Origin of the sequence: Janthinobacterium sp. CG3 (assembly GCF_000344615.1) — a bacterium.
Taxonomy (GTDB): Bacteria; Pseudomonadota; Gammaproteobacteria; order Burkholderiales; family Burkholderiaceae_D; genus Janthinobacterium.
The window spans coordinates 1,708,668-1,727,630 of the sequence record NZ_KB467824.1; the positions used below are offsets into that span (position 1 = coordinate 1,708,668).

The following is an 18,963-nucleotide window of genomic DNA, read 5'->3' on the forward strand; positions in this document are numbered from 1 at the left end:
AAGGGCGTAAGCCGACAACGTTGGCCCCGCGCCCGCCCGTAAGCGTGCGCGGCGCCGCCATATCAGGCCGAAGCCGCCCCGCCCCGCCCCAAATAACTGCGCACCACCAACACCACGCTGTCGGCGAAGTCGTCGACATGCACCTTCCCCGCGCGGTATTTCCAGCGCTTCACATACCAATCCTGGAACAGCGACAGGCAATGCGCCGCCAGCAAGGTCGAATTGCCGGCCGGACGCGGCTCGATCTCGTCGATGATGCCGGCGATCAGGTTCTGCACGTACATTTCGGAATTTTTCGCCATGCTGCGTTGCTCGACCTGCAACACGCGCGAATCCATATACACGAAGTAAAACCACGGCTGCAAGATCTCCGACAGGTAGATCGAGGCGCGCACCAGCGCCTCAAGCCGGTCCAGCGGCACCTCCACGTTGCCGAACACCGGCGGCATTTCCCGCGTCGCGTGGCAGACCACGTCCTCGATCATCTCGGCCAGCTGGTCCTTGCCGCTGATGTAGCCGTACAAGCCGCCCATCGACAGGCCGGTTTCGCGGCACAGGTCGCGCAAGCTCATGGCGCGGAAACCGACGTCGTTGGCCAGGCGGAAGGTGGCGCCGAAGATGCGCTCCAGGTTCTCCAGCGCCGGCTTGCGCCGCTTGACGCCGATGCGCTCGGCGTGCCGGTCCAGGATATAGCTCCAAATATTGTCGCCGTTGAGCGGCGTCATGGTCTGGAATTGCGCGAAGTTGAAATGGGTCGACAAGTGCATTCCCAAAAACGTGGTGAAACGACGAAGGATCTTGTTATACGGAATGATTATAGCTCAGGAAAACAACTGATCAGGTTATCAAGAAAATAAGGTGGTTTTATATTGCGGTGCGTCATGCTATTTCTGTCAAGTGGTGCTACATTAAATAAACCGAGCGCTCGCTCTATTTATTTCCGCCATCAGAGCGGGAAGGATAAGGCGGCGCCGGCACCCGGGCTTGGCGCGGCCGCGGCCGCGCCAAGCCCGGGTTTTCAGCAGCATTCATGCACCTTTATGGAGACAACATGAAACAACGTTTTTGGAAATGCCTGTCGGTCGCCCTGCTCGCCTCGGCCGTCCTGCCCTCGCCGTCGTGGGCGCTCGGCTACACCCAGACCAAGCACCCGATCGTCCTGGTGCACGGCCTGTTCGGCTTTGACAACCTGGGTCCGGTCGAATACTTCTACGGCATTCCGGCGGCGCTGCGCAGCGGCGGCGCCAGCGTCCACATCACCACGGTGTCGGCCGCCAACAGCACCGAAGTGCGCGGCGAGCAGTTGCTGAGCCAGGTCAAGCAGATCCTCGCGGCCACCGGCGCCACCAAGGTCAACCTGATCGGCCACAGCCACGGCGGCCCGACGGCGCGCTACGTCGCCTCGGTGCGGCCCGACCTGGTGGCCTCGGTCAGCAGCGTGGGCGGCGTCAACAAGGGCTCGGCCGTGGCCGACGTGCTGGTCGGTGCGCTGCCCAACGTCTCGGCCGCCATCGGCAACGCCGTCGCCGGCCTGATCACCTTCCTGTCGGGCGGCTCCGGCCTGCCGCAAAACGCCCAGGCCTCGTTCACCTCGCTGAGCACGGCCGGCACAGCCGCCTTCAACAGCCGCCATCCGGCCGGCGTGCCGACCAGCACCTGCGGCGAAGGCGCCTACCAAGTCCGCGGCGTGCAGTACTTTTCATGGAGCGGCACCCAGCCCTACACCAACGTCTTCGACCCGGCCGACCCGGTGCTGGCGCTAACCTCGCTGGCCTTCTTCGGCGCCAAGAACGACGGCCTCGTCAGCGCCTGCTCGAGCCATCTGGGCAAAGTGATCCGCGACGACTACGGCATGAGCCATGTCGACGAGATCAACCAGATGATCGGCATCGTCAACCTGTTCGAGACCAGCCCGGTGACGGTGTTCCGCCAACAGGCGAACCGCCTGCAAGGCCTCGGACTGTAAGGGCGCGACGATGAACACAAACGTCAAGCTGGTACGCTTCGGGGCGCTCGCCGGCGCCGTCGGCATCCTCTACTTCACCCTGGCGAAACCGGAGGCGGCACCGCCGGCGCCGGCGGCGCGCCCGGAACCGAACCATTTTGCGTTTGTGCCGTCGATGCAAGGCACCAGGCCGGACGGCGACATCAAGCTCGACGCCGCCGACCGGCTGGTGGTGGACGCCGAACTGGGCCACCTGTTCGACTATTATCTGGCCGGGCTGGGCGAACAGAGCCTGGAGGCGATCCGCGCCGAGATCGAACGCGAGCTGGAGCGGCGCCTGAAGCCGCTGCCGGCGGCGGCGGCCAAGCGGCTGCTGGCCAATTACCTCAACTACAAACGGGCGCTGGTCGACGTCGAGCAGGGCCTGCCGAAAAGCGCCGACCTGGCGCAGGCGGCGCGCGCGCGCCTGGACGCGATGCAGCAACTGCGGCTGAATTATTTCAGCGCGGCGGAGGCGGCCGGCCTGTTCGGCGCCGGCGACGCGCGCGACCTCGACGCCGTCGCCCGCCTGGAGATTGGCCAGGACAAGAGCTTGAGCGCCGAGCGGAAACGCGAGAAGCTGGCGGCGCTGGAGCAAGGCATGCCGCGCGCGCTGCGCGAAGAGCGCGAGGCGCCGACGCGCATCGTCAACGTCGAGCAGGCGGTGCAGAAAATGCGCGCGCAAGGCGCCGGCGACAACGAGATTTACCGCATGCGCGCCACCGAGTTGTCGCCGGAGGCGGCGGCGCGGCTGGCCGACCTGGACCGCGACGAAGCGGCCTGGAAAAGCCGCATCGACACGTATCTGGCGCAGCGCGGCGCGTTGATGGCGGGCGCGGCGCTGGACGCCGGCGCGCGCGCGACGGCGCTGCGGCAGCTGCGCGACGCCCAGTTCAAACCGGACGAGCAGCTCAGGCTGGGCGCCTATGAGTGAAAAAAAACCGGCGGCGTGAACCCGGGGCCAGGCCCCAAGGGACTGGCCGCGGATTGCCGCCGCGGGTTTCTATCCCTGCCGGCGGCGCCTTTACAACATCAAAACACTTCCCAATCCTCTTCCTTGGCGGCGCTCTGCCTGGCCGGCGAGACCATGCGCAAGGCCGGCTTGGCGTGATTGCCGCGCGCCGGCGCTGGCGGCGGCGCCACCGCCAGGCTGATGCGGCGCTGCGCCGGCGCCGCATACGCGGCGTCGAGCTTGAAGACGCTGACCGCGTGGGCCAGCTTGACGGCCTGGTCCTGCAGCGACTCCGCCGCCGCCGCGGCCTCCTCCACCAGTGCCGAATTCTGCTGCGTCACCTGGTCCATCTGGCTGATGGCGATGTTGATCTGGTCGATACCGGAACTCTGTTCCTGCGTCGCCAGGCTGATCTCGACCATGATATCGGTGACGCGCTGCACGCTGGCGACCACCTCGCCCATGGTGCTGCCGGCCTCGCTCACCAGTTTGCTGCCGACGCCGACCTTGGCGACCGAATCGCCGATCAGCACCTTGACCTCCTTGGCGGCGGCGGCCGAACGCTGCGCCAGGTTGCGCACCTCGGAGGCGACCACCGCGAAACCGCGGCCCTGCTCGCCCGCCCGGGCCGCCTCGACCGCCGCGTTCAGCGCCAGGATATTGGTTTGAAAGGCGATGCCGTCGATGACGCTGATGATGTCGACGATCTTCTTCGACGACTCGTTGATCGACTCCATCGTCTCGACCACCTTGGCGACGACGGCGCCGCCCTTTTTCGCCATGCCCGAGGCGGACGCCGCCAGCTGGTTGGCCTGCTGGGCGTTGTCGGCGTTTTGCCGCACGGTCGAGGTCAATTCCTCCATCGACGAGGCGGTTTCCTCGAGCGAGCTGGCCTGCTCCTCGGTGCGCGAGGACAGGTCCTGGTTGCCGCTGGCGATCTGGCTCGACGCGGTGGCGATGGTGTCGGTGCCGCCGCGCACCTCGCCGACGATCTTGACCAGGCTGTCGTTCATGTCCTTCAGCGCCTGCAGCAACTGGCCGGTTTCCTCGGTCGTGTGGACCTCGATCAGGCTAGTCAGGTCGCCCGCCGCCACCGTCTGCGCCACCTTCACCGCCTGGTTGATCGGCGTCGTGATGGCGCGCGCGATCATCATCGCGCAGGCGGCGGCGATGGCGGCCGAGGCCAACGCCGCGGCGACCATCCAGCGCTCGGAGCTGACGATCGCCGCGGCGCCGTCCTTGACGCTGGTGTGGGCGATCGCCTCGTTTAACTCGCTGATTTTATTCAGGCTCCCTTCGACCATCAGGAACAGCGGGCGGGCCTGCTCGAACTGGCGGTAGAACTCGACGAACAAGTCTTTCTGCTTTTGCTCGTCCTGGTTCTGCGCCAGCGCGGCCATGGTGGCGGCCAGTTTCTCGTCGGCGCCCTTCCAGGCTGCCCACTCGCCGAGGAACTGCTTCCACATCACGGTTTCCTCCGGCGTTTGCGGCAGCGGCTCGTAGAGCTTCCAGCCGCGCTCGATATTCGCCCAGGCCTTCTGGCGCTGCTCGATGGCGGCGGAGAATTTGGCCTGCGACTGGTAGTTGTTTTCGTAAATGGCCGTCGTCAGCGTCGCCGCGGAGACCGCGGTCTGGCCCTCGCTCATCGTCAGCAGGCCCTGGATCGACGGCAGGCGCACCACACCGATTTCGTTGACGGCGTCGCCGACCGCGGCGATACCGGTGTAGCCGCAGGCGCCGACCACGATGAGCGCGACCATCATAATGGCCACCAGCGTCGCGAGCTTCCACTTGATTAATAGGTTTTTAAACATCATGCAGACCCTTCTTATAATATTCGTCGATAAAGACAAGCGCGATACGGGCTTATCTCCGTCGACATTTAAACGCCGTGTGATATTTTGTGAGAATTGGTGATAATTGGCGCACTTAAGAATATCGTCCTTTAGTTGATGGGCGTCAACCTATTTCTACTCCGGCATTTCGGCTTGCGGGCGTCCGCAAACGACCGCGCCCCGGCGCGCCATTTCGGATAAGATAGCGTGCAAGAAAACCACACCGTGCGAGCCTAGATGCCCTATCAAATCGAACATAAACTTGTCATCGGCATCGCCTCAAGCGCCTTGTTCGACCTGACCGAATCGCACCAGATCTACCTTGACAGCGGCGCCGAGGAATATCGAAAATACCAGGAACAGCATATCGATGTGATACTCAGTCGCGGCGTCGCGTTCCCGTTTATCCGGCGCTTCTTGAACATCAATAAACATTTTGCGCGCCAGGCGCCGGTCGAGGTCGTTTTATTCTCGCGCAATTCCCCGGAAACCGGTTTGCGCGTGTTGCGCTCGATCGCCCATTACGGACTGGACATATCGCGCGCGGCCTTCGTCACCGGGCAGTCGCCGTATTCTTATTTGCCGGCGTTTAACGCCTCGCTGTTTTTAAGCGCCAATGAGGAGGACGTGCGCAACGCGCTGGCCAAGCAATATCCGGCCGGGCTGGTGCTGCCCTCGCGCACCGAGGACGACGAAAGCGACAGCGAGCTGCGCATCGCCTTCGACTTCGACGGCGTGCTGGCCGACGACGAGGCCGAGACCGTGTTCAAGCGCAACAACGACGTCGACGAGTTCCACGCCCACGAAACCAAGAACATGGCCACGCCGCACCAGCCGGGGCCGCTTGCCGACCTGTTTCGCAAGCTGGCGGTGATGCAGCGCCTGGAGGAAAGGGCGCAGCGGCGCGACCCGGCCTACAAGAAGATCCTGCGCATCGCCATCATCACGGCGCGCAACGCGCCCTCGCACGAGCGCGTCGTGACGACGTTGAAAAGCTGGGGCGTGTCGGCCAACGAAACGTTTTTCCTCGGCGGCATGGACAAGTCGCGCGTGCTGGCCATCTTCAAGCCGCATATTTTCTTCGACGACCAGCTGAGCCACCTGAAGTCGGCCGGCGGCACCATACCGATGGTGCATGTGCCGTTTGGCATCGCCAACGTGCTGGCGCCGGCGGTGGATGAATAAGTTCCGCTGGGTTGCCGAGGCTATTCGGCTCTGTGCCGCTGGTTTTGTTGCACTCGCCGGCGCTCAGGCCAGGTTGCGGGCAACGCGGAAGCCGACGATGTCGTTGCTGAGCGCCGACGAGAAGCCGTTGCGCAGCGCCGAGCGCAGGTAGCGCGGGTTGTACAACCACGAGCCGCCGCGCAGGATGCGCCGGCTGGCGTCGCCGCCCTCTTCCCACGCGCTGCCGTCGGCCGGCGCGCGCTCGTAGTTGTCGTGCACCGCGTCCTGCACCCATTCCCAGACGTTGCCGTGCATGTCGTACAGGCCCCAGGGGTTGGGCGCGAAGTCGCCGGCGGCGCTGGTGCCGCCGCGGTACTGGCCGCGGAAGCTGCCGTTGTAGGTGTAGTGGCCGTCGTAGTTGGCGTGCTCGGTGCTGATCTCGTCGCCGAAGCTGAACGCGCTCTTGCTGCCGGCGCGGCAGGCGTACTCCCACTCGGCCTCCGACGGCAGCCGGTAGAACTGGCCGGTCTGCTCGATCAGCCATTGCAAATACAGTTGCGCGTCGTGCCAGCTGACGCCGACCACCGGGTGCCGCTCGCCCTGGGCGAAGCCGGGGTTGTCCCAGTCGGTCTCGGACTGCGACACCCAGCCGGTGACGCGGGCGAACTGGCGCCACTCGCCCACGCTGACCGGGTGCCGGCCCAACGCGAACGAGTAGTCGATGCCGACCCAGTGCTGCGGCGTTTCCCGTTCGAGCCAGCTTTTTTGCGAGCCGGCCGCCATGGCGATCTTGCGCTCGTGCTCGGGCGAGCCCATCTGGAAGCGCCCGGTCGGGATCAGTACCAGCTCCGGCCCTTCGCCGGTGCCGTCGAGAAAGCGGTCGCGCAGCACGCCGTTGGCGTCGGCCACCGGGCTGGTCGCCGTCGGCAGTTGCTGCGCCAGCTCGGCGGCGGCGCGGCTGGCCAGTTGTTTGCGGGCGCGCTCCTGTTCGACCCGGTAGGCCAGTTCGGCCTTCGCCGCCAGCAGCTTGCGCTGTTGTTCCTGCTGTTCGGCCATCGCCGCGGCGGCGTCGGTCTCGCGGCGCACGCGCAACTGCTCGCGCAGGGTTTCCTTGCGCGCCTTGCGGGCCGCCTCGGCTTCGATATGGCGCTGCGCGTCCTGCGTTTTGCGCAACTGATCCAGCCGCAGCTTCTCGGCGGCGGCCGCCTCGGCCTCGGCCTTGCGCTTGAGCGCCAGTTCCCGCTGGCGCTTTTGCTCGATCAGCCGGGCCTGCGCGGCCAGCGCCGCCACCTCCTCCCGGCGCCGCTCCTCGCGCAACCGGGCCTGCTCGGCCAACGCCGCCAGCTCCTCCTCGGACGGCCCGGCGGCGCGTTCGAGCTTGTCGAGCAGCGCCTGCACCGACGCCGGACGCGCCTCCGGCGTTATCGAGAAGCCGTTTTGCAGCACCTGCCACTGGGCCGGATTCAGCCCGGCCGGGGGCGACGGCAGGTGGCCGGCGCCGCGCGTCTCGTCGAACGGCATTTTACCCTCCAACATTTGGTAGACCATCACCGCGACGGCGTACACGTCCAGTGTCGGACTCGGTTGGCGCTGGTGCGTGCCGGCCTCCGGCGCGCGGTAGCCGGTGGTGCCGGCGTTCGGCGTTTGCAGGCCCAGGCTGCTGCCGGCGTTGCGCACGCGCGAGGCGATGCCGAAGTCGAGCAGCTTGATGTCGCCCTTCTGCGTCAGGAACACGTTGCCGGGTTTGATGTCGCGGTGCACCAGTTTGTGCTTGTCCCAGGCGTAGGCCAGCGCGTCGGCCACCGGCAACAGCAAGCGCCGCACGGTGTCGAGCGGCAGCGCGCCGTGCTGGCCCAGGTAGTGCTCGAGATCGGCCCCCTCCAGGCATTCCATGATGATGAAGTAGCTCGACGTGGCCGGGTCCTGCGCCCATTCGTAGACCCGGACGATGTGTTCGTGCGCCAGTTTGCGCGCCTGGGTCGCCTCTTCGATCAACAGCTTGGCGTGGGTGGCGCTCTGGGTCAGTTGCGGCGGCAGGATTTTCAGCGCCACCATTTCGCTGTTGCCCAGTTCGGCGTGGGTGGCCAGGTCGGTGGCTTGCCAGACCTGGCCCATGCCGCCGTGGGCGATCAGGCGTTCCAACCGGTAGCGGCGGTTTTGCGGACCGATTTCCTGGCCGGCCATCAGGCCCAGTTCGGTGCCCTGGCGCTGCGCCGGCGCCGGCGGCGCGTACTCGGCGTCGAGGATGGCGTTCTTGCGGTGGTCGAATTCCTCCAGGCTGAGCAGCCCGTCGTCGTGCAGGGCGCGCAGGGCGCGGATCTTGTCTCTGGCGCTTTGCATTATGTGGGGATCGCGGCTCGCTTCCATCAAGGCTGCAACGGCGCGCCGCAGGTGGCGCAGAATTTATCCGCCGCGCCGGCCGGGTGGCCGTTGACGCAGCGCGGCGCCGCCGCGGCGTGGTGGTGCACGTGCTGGTGTTGCGGCGCGTTGGCCTGCGCCACGCCCACGCCCAGTTGCGCCTGCGCCGACAGGGCGTGGCCGTGGGCGGCGTTTTGCAGGTTGATCAGGTCGAGCTGGTGGCGCCGGTCCTTGTCGGCCTGCGCCTCCATGTGGGCGCGCTCCTCCAGCGCGCGCTCGTGCGCCATGCGCATCGCCTCCAGCGGCGCGATGCTGTTCTCGGCGGCCGCCACCGCCGCCAGCGCGTGGATCTGCTCGGCGCTCATGCCGGCCTGCACCTGGGTTTTCAAGATCTGCGCCAGCGCCGCCGCGTTCGGCGCGTCGGCCAGCGCCACCTTGCCGGTGTCGCTCAGTTGGCCGATGGTGTCAATGCGCGTGATGGCGATGCGCGCCAGCTCGGCGGCGTGGGCCTGCCGCGCCACCAGCGTTTCGTACTCGCCCTTCCAGCGCGCGTAGTCCTGGTCGCGGGCGTGCGCCAGCAGCTGCAATTGGCGCTGCCACTGCGCCTCGTGCTCCTGCTGCGCCAACATCTGCCGCTGCTCGTCGACGTCGAGCTGGTCGAGCTGGCCGCGGTGGTGGTGTTGTTGGATTTGCCGGGCGTGGGCGCTGTCGGCCTCGATGGTGCGCAGCAGCTTTTCATGCTGGGCGGCGGCGTCGGACTGCGCGCCGGCGCGCTTGAGCGCCTCGATCTTCTGGTTCACCTCGGCGGCGTGCACCTGCGCCGCCGCGTCGTTGGCGGCGTCGGCGCGCAGCAGCTCGCGCTGCTGGCCCAGGTGCAGCTGGTCTTGCCATTCCTGCACCCGCTCGGCCTCGCGCTTGCGCGCGGCGTTTTCCAGCGCCGCGCCCTGCCACAGCGCCTTGTGCTGCTCGAGCGCCATCTGCGCCTCGCGCTGGGCCGCCTCGGCCTGGCTCTGGCGCAGCCGCATCAACTGGGCGCGGCGGTAGGCCTCGTCCTCGATCGCCAGCGCCTGGCCGATCTGGTTGTCGATCTGTTGCAGGTGCAACTGGTGGGCGAAGCGCTGCTGCGCCAGCTGCATTTGCTCGCGCCCGGTCTGCTGGCTCAGTTCAAGCTCGGTGCGCATCTTGATGCCGGCCAGCGCGCGCAGGTGCTCCCAGCCGGCGGCCTCGTCGGCGCGCGCGGCGTTGCGTTGCGCCAGCTCGTGCTCCAGCTCGGCCAGCGCGGTGCCGGCGCCGCGCTCGAAGGCCTGCTTGCGCGACGTCGATTCGAGGATGCGGCCGTACAGGTCGACCTGGCGCGCGCGGATCGCCTGGACCCGCTCGGCCTCCTGCTGCGTCAGCTCGGCCTTTTCGACGCCGGCGTCCTGGCGTAGTTCGGCGCGGCGGTACTCCACCCGCATGTTCTGTTCCTGGCGCCAGATGCCCTGCCATTCCTGCTCGTCGTACAGCTGGTCGAGCTGCTTGACGTGCTCCAGCTGGGCGTGGCGCTCGTCGGCCACCAGCCACAGCGTGCCGACGCGGGCGCGGTTGGCGTCGAATTTGTCGTGCCGCAGCGCCAGCGTCTCGACCTGCACCACCGCCAGGCCGTATTGCGCTAGGCGAAGTTTGAGCGCGCCCTGCAGGCGCTCGTCGAGCTGGGCGCGCAGGTCGGCGTTGCCGGCCATGTCGCGCAGCGAACGCCCGCCGACGAATTCGCCGGCCAGCTGGCGTACCGAGGGCGCCAGCAAGTCGTGCAGGTGCTGGGTGGTGACGGTGCCGGGCGCGCTCATGAAGTGCTGGGCGAACGCCGCCACCTGGTCGACCTTGACGCTGACGGTAAAGCGCGCCGCCACCCGCAGGTGTTCGGTGGTGGCCAGCCCGTCGAAGACGAATTCGACCGGCAGCGCGGCCATGCGCGTGATCAGGATTTCGGCGTGCTGGTCGCGCAGCAGGTGGTTCAGGCGCGTGAAAAAGCCTTCGAGCTCGTACTCGCCCTGCGGCACTTCGGTGCTCTTGTTGCCCTGCAAAATATAGGCGCGGCTGGCGGCAGGCACCCGCAGCGTCTTGTTGAACACGCCCGACAGTTCGCGCACGCCGAAAAACACCGCCAGCTCGTCGGCGGCCGGCACCCAGCGGTTCTCGCGCAGCACCGGCTCGCTGTGCGGCGCGCCCAAGGTCAGGCCGCAGGCGGCGCAGTAGCCCGACGCGTCGTCGTTCTTATGCTCGCACCGCGGGCATTTGGCGCCACCAAAACCAAACATTTGGAACATGTCACACTCCTCATCAATTCATTTGCCGCCGCGCCTGTCCATTAAGAGCAACATTGCGTTAAAGCGATTTTAGCAGGGGCACACCCGATTCACTAATGCGCACGCTTCAGATGACGCCGATGCGCTCGATCCAGGCCAGCGAGGCGCCCCTGGCCGCCAGGCCGGCGGCAAAGGCGTCGCCGCCGTCGCGCCACGGCGCCGGCAGCAGCACCCGGTCGCCGGCCAGCGCCCGCTCCAGGATCAGCGCCAGCTTGGGCGCGCGCCCATCGACGCTGTCGACCCGGCCGGCGTGCCAGGCCGCCGAGCAGCCGCTGGCGATCACCCGCCCGCGCGGCACGAACTCGCGCCCGCGCGCCAGGCGATCGGCCAGCACCAGCGCCAGCTCATAGGAATCGCCCTGGAAGCGCTTCTGGCCGAAACGCACGACGGTGCGCCAACGCCCCAGGGCGCGGCCGTCGAAGTGGCGCGCGCCGGCCAGAACCTGGCGTACCGCCAGTTGCGCGCTCACATCCAGGCCGGGCGCGGCGATGCTGTCGTCCTCGTCGCCGCCGGCCTGCGCCAGCGGATGCACGCTGACCTCGACCCAGCACAGGCTGTCGTTGACGCCGCCGCTGTGCAGGGGAAACCAGGCGCGCGCGCTGGAGACGCAGGCCGACGGGTCGCTGCGCCCGCTCAAGCCGCCCAGATGGGTTAGGTATAGATGGTTGTCAAGTTGGCCGGCGCCGCCGAGGATCAGCGTGGCCGGCTGCGGCAGGCCCGCCATGCTCGCTAGCGGCCGGCCCGTCACCTGGCCCAGGTGCCAGGCGTCCGACCAGCCCAGCGCATACACCGGCGCAGGTACAGACACAGACACAGGCGCTGGCGCCGGCCCGGCCAGGTATTCGCCGCGCACCATGCGGTCGGCCAATACCGCCGCCAACTCCCAGTCGCGCTCGCCCGGCGGCGGCGTCAGATCCATGCTCAGCACCACCTGGTCGCGGCTGTCGAGGCGCGCCTCGGTATGGCGCGCCAGCCGCACCACTTCCTGCACGCGCTCGCACAGCGCCGGCGCGCCGGCCAGCGCGCACTTGACGTCGGCCCGGTTGGCGCGCGGGCGCCGCGTCGCGGTGATGGTCAGCACGCGGCCGTCGGCCAGCACGCTGCGGCATTCGGCGCTGCTCGGCAAATTGATCATGCGGGCTCCCGGGGTTGGTCCTGCGGCGGCGGCGCGAACGGCGCGCGGCGCAGCTCCAGGCTGTGTTCAAGGTTGGACAGTATGCGGTCGGCCTCGTCCAGCAGCGCCGGCAGGTGCGCCGGCGCCGCCAGTTGCAGGCGCGCCAGCAGCGCCCAGGCCTCGTCCAGCGCGCGCGCGGCGGCGCCGCTGTCGCGCCGGCGCCGGCTTTGCTGGACGGCGGCCAGCGCCTGGTCGGGCGCGGCCCACTCCAGCGACGGCATGGTCGCCACGTTCAGGCTGGCCAGGTCGAGCCTTTGCAACAGCCGGCCGTGGGCCTGGAACAGCGCCTGCCCGGGCGGCAGCGCGAGCAGGCGCAGCGCGCTGGCGGCGGCCGGCAGTTCGAGGAACAGCCGGCGCAGCGACCCGGCGTCGCTGGCGGGGGGCTGCGGCGTTGCCGACACGGCCGCCGGCGCGGCGGCGGCGGCCGGCGGCAACGGCGCCGCTTGCGCGCGCGCCTGCAATATGGCGGCGAAATCGACGCTCTCGCCCAAGTCGACCGGCACGCAGTCGTCGACGGTCACGCCGAAGCGGGTGTAGCACAACTGGTTCAGGCCGGCGCGGAAGGCGTGCCACTCGTCCAGCGAGGTGCAGGGCGGCAGCTCCAGGTTGCCCTGGGCCAGCTCTAGCTGCAGCGCCGCCTGCAGCGCCGCGCCGAAGCGCGCCACGGCCAGGCGCGGTTGCGCCGGCGCCTCGCTGAGGAGATAGAGTTCGAAGCGTGGCGAGGCGGCCAGCGGGTCGGCCGCGTCGATCGCAAATTGCAGCCGCAGGCCCAGTTCCGGCGCTTGCGCGTACGGCGTCAGGTCGACGCCGTATGGCCCGGGATGGTAGCACCAGGCGCTTTCGCCGCGCGCCAGCGCCACCCGCGCGGCGCCGCCGCGGCGGGCGCGGTTGCCGGCGTCGAAAATTACCACCACGGCGCCGTCCGGCACACTGTCGCCGTCGGCCAGGCGCACGGCGATATCGCCGGCGTGCGCGCCCAGCGCGGCGGCATCGACGGCGGCGCGGCGCGCCGGCCAGTGGAACAGCGCCATGTCAGGCCGGCACCGGCTCGACGCCGAAGGTGGCGCCATGCAGTTGGAAGTGCGGCGCCGGCGCGCGGTCGAATGGCCAGACGCGTTCGCATTCGCCGTCGCCGTCCAGGCGTCCGCGCAACAGCACCGCGCCGCCGCCGTCCACTACCCGCAACAGCGGCTGCTCGCGTATCAGGCGTGCGGCGAACGGCGCCTCGGCCGCCAGCTTCAGGATGATGTGCCAGAGCGGCCCCTGCGCCAGGAAATGCAGGGTCCAGCAGCCGTCGTCGGTGCTCAGTTGTGCCAGCGCGGCGCCGCTGGAGGCGGCCCGCAGCATGCCGCGGCTGCCGTGCCACACCGGCTCGTTGGCCGCCGCGGCGCCCTGGCAGTGGCGCCGCTCGTGCGTCAAATGGCGGAAGCGGCCCAGCGTCAGCGGCGACTGCGCCAGCGCGCGCCGCTCGTTCAGCGTCAGCGCGCGCGTGCCGTCGAGCGCGGCCAGCATGGTGGCGTCGGCCAGCATCAGGCGATCGCCGTCCACCGCGCGCGCCAATAGCAGGCGCTCTTGTAGTTTGCCGTCCACGGCCCGCTGGCCAGGCTGGTTTTTCGCATTCACATCGTTCTCCTCGGTGTCATCGCCCCGTTTGCCAATCCCGTCGCCGCCGCCGCGCTGGCCGCTTGTAATCTGCTTATCGCCTCGTTGCGCCGTTTGCGTAGGGTCGGCATTGAAATCCGGTCCAATCCCGCCAATTGCTGCAAGGTCGGCAATTCGCCGGTGGCGGGATCGCGCCAGGCGTCGGGATAGCTGTCGTCCGCGCTGCCCAGCAGCTTTTGGTAAACCGCCAGCCGGATCGGCAGCGATTCCCCCTTCAGCAATTGCAGCGTCCAACTGCCGCCGTCCTGCGCCGCACTGGCCTGTTCAATATAGCGGGGGGGCAGGGAAACGCCGTCGGCGGCGGCCTCGTCGCGCGCGGCCTGCGCCGGTAACGCCGCGGCGGCCGGCGGCGGCGCCGCGTCCTCCCCCTCTTCCCGCGGGCCGTCCTCGAACTCATCGGCCGCCGCGGCGAGGATCTGGTCGACGCCGCCGGCCGGCTCCGGCTCGGCCATCACGCGCCAGTAATCCTCCAGCCACAGCGCGGCCTCGCCGGCGTCGCCGTGCCAGTCTTCGGCGCTATCCCTGTTCGACGACAGCTCTTCATAGTCGCCAATCTCCGCCAGCATCGCCGCGATGGTCGCCGGGTTGTTCTTCAGGCTGGCGAAGCGCTTCGATTTGGTATGCAGCGGACCGGGGGCGGCGCCGAAGCGCTCCAGCGTTTCGCTCCAGCGGATGATCCAGTCGGCCTGGCAGCCGGCGATCGACTTCATTTGCCTGGTCTCGATCGGAACGCCGTCTTGCGCGCGCCCCAGGATCGCCGCGACCTGGGCGGCGTGCTGGCGCCAGCCGGCGAACAGCGCCGCAATCTCGTGGTAGGCGGTGTCGAGCATGCGGTAGGTGTACATTTTGTTCGGCGAGCAGGCCCGCCCCAGCGCCACCTGGTAGCCGTCGGAGTCGACCTTGTCGCGCAGGCCGGCGTACATATCGTTGACCTTTTTGCGCAACATGGCGTCGCCGCCGACGGCGCCGCCGGCGTCGCGCGCCAGGGCGGCGACGAAGCCGTCCCAGTAGCCGGGCTGCGCCTGCAATTCATAGACCAGGCTCAGGGCCAGCTCGAACACGCTCTCGCCGTAGCTGTTGCCGGCGGCGTCGGCGCGCGCGCCCCTGGCGCCGCGGCGCAAGCCCGCCGCCACCGCGTCGGTATACCAGTCCAACAGCGGCACCGGGCCGGCGTCGGCCTGTTTGAACGCCTGCAACGAGCACTGGCCGAGCAGCTTGCGCACCTGCTCCCAGCCGTGTTCCTGGTATCTGGTCCCTGGCAAACGCATATTTCCCTGTCGTGAAAGCGCGCCGAAGGACTTCGACGGACGCGTCAAAATCATGCCATACGCCGAACCCGGCCATTGCCCCGGTTACAGGGCGAATTCGGCTTCTGTTCGGCGCTCCGGGCGGCGCCGGCTTCCGGTTACGGCAACCTTGCTGATATACTCACAAGCCTCTGGATATTACCAAGGTAACATCATGCCCGCATTTTCCCCCGTCACCCTGACAACCGAGCGCCTGACGTTGCGCTCCATCGAAAAGAGCGACGCCGACGCCCATTTCGCCATTTTTTCCGATCCCGCGGTGATGCGCTATTGGAGCAGCGTCGCCTGGACCGACATGGCCCAGGCCCACGCCGAAGTCCAGCGGACACTGGACGCCTACGCCGACGGCTCTACCCTGTGCCTGGGGGTTGTCTTGCGCACCACCGGCGAGATGGTCGGCGTTGTCACGCTGTACTCCATCCACCACGAGAGCCGCCGCTGCGGTTTGGGCTACGCGCTGGCCCAGGCGCACTGGGGCAAGGGCTATTTGGGGGAGGCGGTGGCGACGATGCTGGCGCATGGCTTCGGCGAACTGAACCTGAACCGCGTCGAAGCCGACGTCGATCCGCGCAACAGCGCCTCCGAGAAGCTGCTGCAACGCATGGGCTTTCAGAAGGAGGGTTACATGCCGCAACGCTGGATCGTCAACGGCGAAGTCGGCGATACCGTTTTTTACGGGCTGCTGCGCAGCGGCTGGGAAAACCGCTGAGGCGCTCGCCGGCGGCGTTCGCTTAAGGTGGATGCGGCGAGCGTGGCTGGCCCGGTGTCGACGTTGTCGGGTTACGCGCGCTTTGCGCGCTAAGCCGACCCGCGAAAATCGACCGTCGAGCGGCCCGGGCTTTACTTGGCGGCGGGCGGATTGCGCGCCAGCAGCGCCGACAGCACCGCCGCCACCACCGGCGCCGCGTGTTCGCCGCCGCTGCCGTCGGAGTGGCTGACGAAGGCCGCCACGGCGATGCGCTGGCGCCGGCCCGGCAGGCTGCCCGGTTCCAGCCAGCCGGTGAACCAGACCGTGGCCAGTTCGCGCCGCGTGCCATCGGGCAGCACGACGCTGGAGGGCGCCGTGCCGGTCTTGCCGTACAGGCCGCGCCGCAGCGGCGCCAGCGCCGGCGCGCCGAACGCGCCGGCGGCGGTGCCGATGTCGACCACGCCTTTCATGCCGGCGCGGATGCGGTCGAGCCGAACCTCCAGCGGCGCCGCCGCGGCGGCCTTGGCGCCGACGCCGTCCAACGCCAGCAGCAGGCGCGGCGCCACCACCCGCCCCTGGCCGATGGCGGCCGAGGCCAGCGCCATTTGCAGCGGCGTCGTTTGCATGCGCAGGCCGATCGCCATCTGGCGCAGCTCGTGGCGGGTGTGGATGGTGTCGATGTGCGACGGCGTGGCCTGCAAGGCGTCCCAGCTCGACCAGTTGAAGTCGGCCGGCAGCAGGCCGCCGTCGAGGCGCAGCGCCTGCTCGAAGCCGAGCCGGTGCGCGGCGGCGACGATGGGCCGCACCGCGTCCAGCGCGGCCGGCTCCAAGGCCTGCAAGTCGGGCGCGCCGCCGTCGGGGCGGCCGAACAGGCTGCGGTCGCTCAATTCGCCGGTCCAGGCGAACCAGGTGTTCAGGCTGTAGGTCAGCGCCTGCGCCAGGCCGAGCCGGCCGTCCTGGGCGCGCCGGTCCAGGCTTTGCTCGCGGTAGTTGGTGATGTGCGCCCGGCGCGCGTCGAGCGGATAGGTGGCGGCGTCGGTCTGGAAGCCGAAGCCGCGCTGGCGCGCCGCCCGGTTGATGGCCGGCAGCGCCGGCCCGGCCAGCAGCGCCTCGATGGCCGGGTCGCTGCCGGCGGCCATTTCCAGGCCCAGCGCGCTGATTACCTTGAAGGTCGAACCGGGACTCTGGTGGGCGCCGCCGTCGTGCTGCAGCGCCGGCAGGCGCAAGGGGCTGCCGGCCGGATTGACCCGGTCGAAGTCGCGCACCTCGGCCCAGTTGTCGGCGCCGACGGCGGCCGCGCCGGCGCCCGCCGCCGCCAGCACGTCGCCGCTTTCGGCGTCGAGGAAGACCAGGCCGGCGCGCCGCCCCGGCGGCGGCGCCTGGCCGCCGGCGCAGACCTTGCCGTTCCAGCGGCCGCGGCGCATGCCGACGCAGTCAAGCGCGCCCTGGCTCAGCGTTTGCAGCGCCAGCTCGAGCGACAGCGTCGCCTCGGCCGGCGCGGACAGGCGCCCGAGCATGCCGGCCACGCTGTTGTCGTGCTGCGGATTCAGCCCCAGCAGCGGCGCCAGGCCGGCCGCCGTCGCCGCCGCGGTCGGCGCGCCGTCGGCCCACAACAGGACGCCGTCGCGGTCGCGCAGCAGCACCGGCGCGGCGACGCGCGCCGCGCCGCGCACCGGCGCCAAGGCGCCGCCGTCGAGCGGCTGCCACAGCAGTTTGCCGGCCGCCACGCGCAGGTGGCGGTATTGCTGGTCCTTCTGGCCGCCAAGCGTGGACACGTCGAGCGGGCGCACCTCGAGGCGCAGCGCGCGCGCGCCGGCCAACGGCGTCAGCGTCAGGTGCTGGACCGCGTCGGGCGCCGGGCAGGCGCGCCCGCTGCAAGCCGGCCGGACGTGGGCGCGCGCGCCGTCGACGCCGGCCAGGCGCCCGGCCAGCAGCAGTTCAAACGCCTCGGCGCCGCTGGCCGGGCGCGCCAGCGCCAGCGTCAAGGTCAATGTCGGGCCGGGCGCGGCCGAGCCGCCCGCCGACGGCCACTGCGCCGCGCGCTGCCACGGCGCCCAGCCCCGCGGCAGTTCGGCGAACAGGCGCGCCGCCACCGCCGGCATGTGTTCGCTGGTCGGCACGCCGGCGGCGCCGGCGCGCGCTTGCCACAGGTCCGGCGCGGCGCCGGCCTTGGCGCGCCACGCCAGCAGGCGCAGTTCGCCGTTGAAGATGTCGACCTGCTGGCGCAGGTAGGCGCCGTCGGCGTGCTGGTAGAGCCGCTTGATCAGTTTGACGCCGGCGGCGTCGAGCCGCACGCCGCCCCAGCCGGCCAGCTCGGCGGCGCGCGCCGAGGCGTCCGCCGCGGCCCACAGCGCCAGGTCGCGCGGCACCAGCTCGACCCGCCCGGCGGCGGACAGGCGCAGCATGCCGCGCGCCTGCAAGTCGAGGAACAGGGCCTGGTCCTCCAGCGCCGTCGATGGCGCCGCCGGCACCAGGTAGGAGCCGGGCGCGAGGCGCGCGCTGACCGGCTTGCCGCGCGCCGGGAAGGCCGTCACCAGCGCCTTCGCCGGTACGCCGTCCGCCACGGCACGGTATAACTGCACCAGCAATTCACCGGCCCGCGGGCAGGCCGCGCTGGCGCGGCGTTCAAGACGCAGCGCCGTGTCGGCGCCCCACAACAACCAGCCGTGCTGGCGCAGCGCCACCTGGGCGCTGGCGCCTTCGACGATCTGGCCCAGGCTGGCGTCGCTGACCCAGCGCGCCACGCCCTGCCCGCTGCGCCAGCTCAGTTGCAGCGGCTGGCCATCGGCATCGGCGAAATCGGCCAGCGCCAGGCCGCTGATCTGCACCTCGGGCATGGCGGCGCCGGTGTTGCCGCGCGCGTCGGCGCCGTCGGCCACCAGCAGCACGTTGCGCAGGGTCACGGCGGCGGCGCCGACGCCGTCGTTGCGCGCCACCCAACGCCGCACGTCGTCGAAGCGGTAACCCAGGCGCAGCGGCGCCAGGCGCGGCTTGGCCGGGTCCAGCAACTGGCTGCACAGGTCGACCCGCACCGGCGCGGCGGCGCGCACGCCGGCGGCGATCAGCAGGACGCCGCCGGCTTTCAGCTGCAGCGTCAGCGCGGCCCGGGTCGGCACGCTGAAGGCGGCGCCCGGCAGCACCGCCTGGTAGGCCTGCAGCGCGCGCGCGTCGTCCGCCGCGCCCGGCGCCAGCGCGCCCAGATGGCGGGCGTGGCCGACGATCAGCGCGGCGCCCGCCACGCCCGCCAGCGCGCCGACCAGGCCGAGCCAGAATGCCGGCGCCGGGCCGCCGGCGCCCGCGCGCGCGCCCGGCAGCCGCGCCGCCAATGTGCGCGCCGGCGCGACCGCACCGGCGCGCACATTGGCGGCGCGGCGGCGCGCCCGCCGACGCTCGGCCAGCCCTTGCAATACGGTGTGGATGAAGCGTGCCATCGGCCCCTCTTGAGCGTGAAGTGAGCGCGCCCGGCGCGGCGCCGGCGGTCTCACCAGCCTATA

At 69.8% G+C, this 18,963-nt stretch carries 13 protein-coding genes; 4 read left to right on the plus strand and 9 right to left on the minus strand.

Annotation, left to right across the window (positions count from 1 at the left end):
- Positions 1–62: 62 nt before the first annotated feature.
- Entirely contained in the window at positions 63–767 is a 705-nt protein-coding gene (locus JANGC3_RS0107290) for a TetR/AcrR family transcriptional regulator (protein WP_017875827.1), read from the minus strand.
- 284 nt (positions 768–1,051) lie between these two features.
- Here JANGC3_RS0107290 and JANGC3_RS0107295 point away from each other — a divergent pair, with 284 nt between their 5' ends.
- Positions 1,052–1,966 carry a lipase family alpha/beta hydrolase gene (locus JANGC3_RS0107295; protein WP_017875828.1) on the plus strand — a complete coding sequence of 305 codons (915 nt, stop codon included), beginning with the start codon at positions 1,052–1,054 and terminating at the stop codon, positions 1,964–1,966.
- Positions 1,967–1,976: 10 nt separating this feature from the next.
- Complete coding sequence (locus tag JANGC3_RS0107300) at positions 1,977–2,918, plus strand: lipase secretion chaperone (RefSeq protein WP_017875829.1); 942 nt, start codon at positions 1,977–1,979, stop codon at positions 2,916–2,918.
- Between the two features lie 98 nt (positions 2,919–3,016).
- Here the strand turns inward: JANGC3_RS0107300 and JANGC3_RS0107305 are convergent, their stop codons facing one another.
- Positions 3,017–4,750 (minus strand): methyl-accepting chemotaxis protein, encoded by a 1,734-nt coding sequence (locus tag JANGC3_RS0107305; RefSeq protein ID WP_035788356.1) that lies wholly within the window; start codon positions 4,748–4,750, stop codon positions 3,017–3,019.
- Between the two features lie 258 nt (positions 4,751–5,008).
- Between JANGC3_RS0107305 and JANGC3_RS0107310 the strand changes: the two genes are divergently transcribed.
- Complete coding sequence (locus JANGC3_RS0107310) at positions 5,009–5,956, plus strand: 5'-nucleotidase (protein ID WP_017875831.1); 948 nt, start codon at positions 5,009–5,011, stop codon at positions 5,954–5,956.
- Positions 5,957–6,019: 63 nt separating this feature from the next.
- Here the strand turns inward: JANGC3_RS0107310 and JANGC3_RS0107315 are convergent, their stop codons facing one another.
- The 6 genes from JANGC3_RS0107315 to JANGC3_RS0107340 form a co-directional block, all read right to left on the minus strand.
- On the minus strand, positions 6,020–8,275 hold the full coding sequence (locus tag JANGC3_RS0107315) for a bifunctional serine/threonine-protein kinase/formylglycine-generating enzyme family protein (protein WP_035788359.1): 2,256 nt from the start codon (positions 8,273–8,275) through the stop codon (positions 6,020–6,022).
- 26 nt (positions 8,276–8,301) lie between these two features.
- Positions 8,302–10,599, minus strand: a complete 2,298-nt coding sequence (locus JANGC3_RS0107320) for an SPFH domain-containing protein (RefSeq protein WP_020480968.1) — start codon at positions 10,597–10,599, stop codon at positions 8,302–8,304.
- 106 nt (positions 10,600–10,705) lie between these two features.
- On the minus strand, positions 10,706–11,773 hold the full coding sequence (locus tag JANGC3_RS0107325) for a hypothetical protein (protein ID WP_017875833.1): 1,068 nt from the start codon (positions 11,771–11,773) through the stop codon (positions 10,706–10,708).
- The gene (locus tag JANGC3_RS0107330; RefSeq protein ID WP_017875834.1) at positions 11,770–12,843 is read right to left on the minus strand and encodes a hypothetical protein; all 1,074 of its coding nucleotides are present in this window, start codon (positions 12,841–12,843) and stop codon (positions 11,770–11,772) included. The genes JANGC3_RS0107325 and JANGC3_RS0107330 overlap by 4 nt, the downstream gene beginning before the upstream one ends.
- A 1-nt stretch (position 12,844) precedes the next feature.
- A complete protein-coding gene (locus JANGC3_RS0107335) occupies positions 12,845–13,435 on the minus strand; it encodes a hypothetical protein (protein ID WP_017875835.1) in 591 nt (196 codons plus the stop codon).
- Complete coding sequence (locus tag JANGC3_RS0107340) at positions 13,432–14,742, minus strand: hypothetical protein (protein ID WP_017875836.1); 1,311 nt, start codon at positions 14,740–14,742, stop codon at positions 13,432–13,434. The genes JANGC3_RS0107335 and JANGC3_RS0107340 overlap by 4 nt, the downstream gene beginning before the upstream one ends.
- Before the next feature lie 193 nt (positions 14,743–14,935).
- On the opposite strand from JANGC3_RS0107340, the gene JANGC3_RS0107345 reads away from it, so the two are divergent.
- Positions 14,936–15,490, plus strand: a complete 555-nt coding sequence (locus tag JANGC3_RS0107345) for a GNAT family N-acetyltransferase (protein WP_026132680.1) — start codon at positions 14,936–14,938, stop codon at positions 15,488–15,490.
- A gap of 131 nt (positions 15,491–15,621) precedes the next feature.
- On the opposite strand, the gene JANGC3_RS0107350 is transcribed toward JANGC3_RS0107345, so the two are convergent.
- Positions 15,622–18,900: a penicillin-binding transpeptidase domain-containing protein gene (locus JANGC3_RS0107350; protein WP_017875838.1), complete on the minus strand. Its 3,279-nt coding sequence runs from the start codon at positions 18,898–18,900 to the stop codon at positions 15,622–15,624.
- Positions 18,901–18,963 lie beyond the last annotated feature (63 nt).

Bases quoted from the DNA above. Each gene is read 5' to 3' on its own strand.
- JANGC3_RS0107340 (WP_017875836.1), bottom strand. From the start codon at position 14,742: ATGCGTTTGCCAGGGACCAGATACCAGGAACACGGCTGGGAGCAGGTG.
- JANGC3_RS0107330 (WP_017875834.1), bottom strand. From the start codon at position 12,843: ATGGCGCTGTTCCACTGGCCGGCGCGCCGCGCCGCCGTCGATGCCGCC.
- JANGC3_RS0107290 (WP_017875827.1), bottom strand. From the start codon at position 767: ATGCACTTGTCGACCCATTTCAACTTCGCGCAATTCCAGACCATGACG.
- JANGC3_RS0107300 (WP_017875829.1), top strand. From the start codon at position 1,977: ATGAACACAAACGTCAAGCTGGTACGCTTCGGGGCGCTCGCCGGCGCC.
- JANGC3_RS0107345 (WP_026132680.1), top strand. From the start codon at position 14,936: ATGCCCGCATTTTCCCCCGTCACCCTGACAACCGAGCGCCTGACGTTG.
- JANGC3_RS0107305 (WP_035788356.1), bottom strand. From the start codon at position 4,750: ATGTTTAAAAACCTATTAATCAAGTGGAAGCTCGCGACGCTGGTGGCC.
- JANGC3_RS0107320 (WP_020480968.1), bottom strand. From the start codon at position 10,599: ATGTTCCAAATGTTTGGTTTTGGTGGCGCCAAATGCCCGCGGTGCGAG.
- JANGC3_RS0107295 (WP_017875828.1), top strand. From the start codon at position 1,052: ATGAAACAACGTTTTTGGAAATGCCTGTCGGTCGCCCTGCTCGCCTCG.
- JANGC3_RS0107310 (WP_017875831.1), top strand. From the start codon at position 5,009: ATGCCCTATCAAATCGAACATAAACTTGTCATCGGCATCGCCTCAAGC.
- JANGC3_RS0107315 (WP_035788359.1), bottom strand. From the start codon at position 8,275: ATGCAAAGCGCCAGAGACAAGATCCGCGCCCTGCGCGCCCTGCACGAC.
- JANGC3_RS0107350 (WP_017875838.1), bottom strand. From the start codon at position 18,900: ATGGCACGCTTCATCCACACCGTATTGCAAGGGCTGGCCGAGCGTCGG.
- JANGC3_RS0107325 (WP_017875833.1), bottom strand. From the start codon at position 11,773: ATGATCAATTTGCCGAGCAGCGCCGAATGCCGCAGCGTGCTGGCCGAC.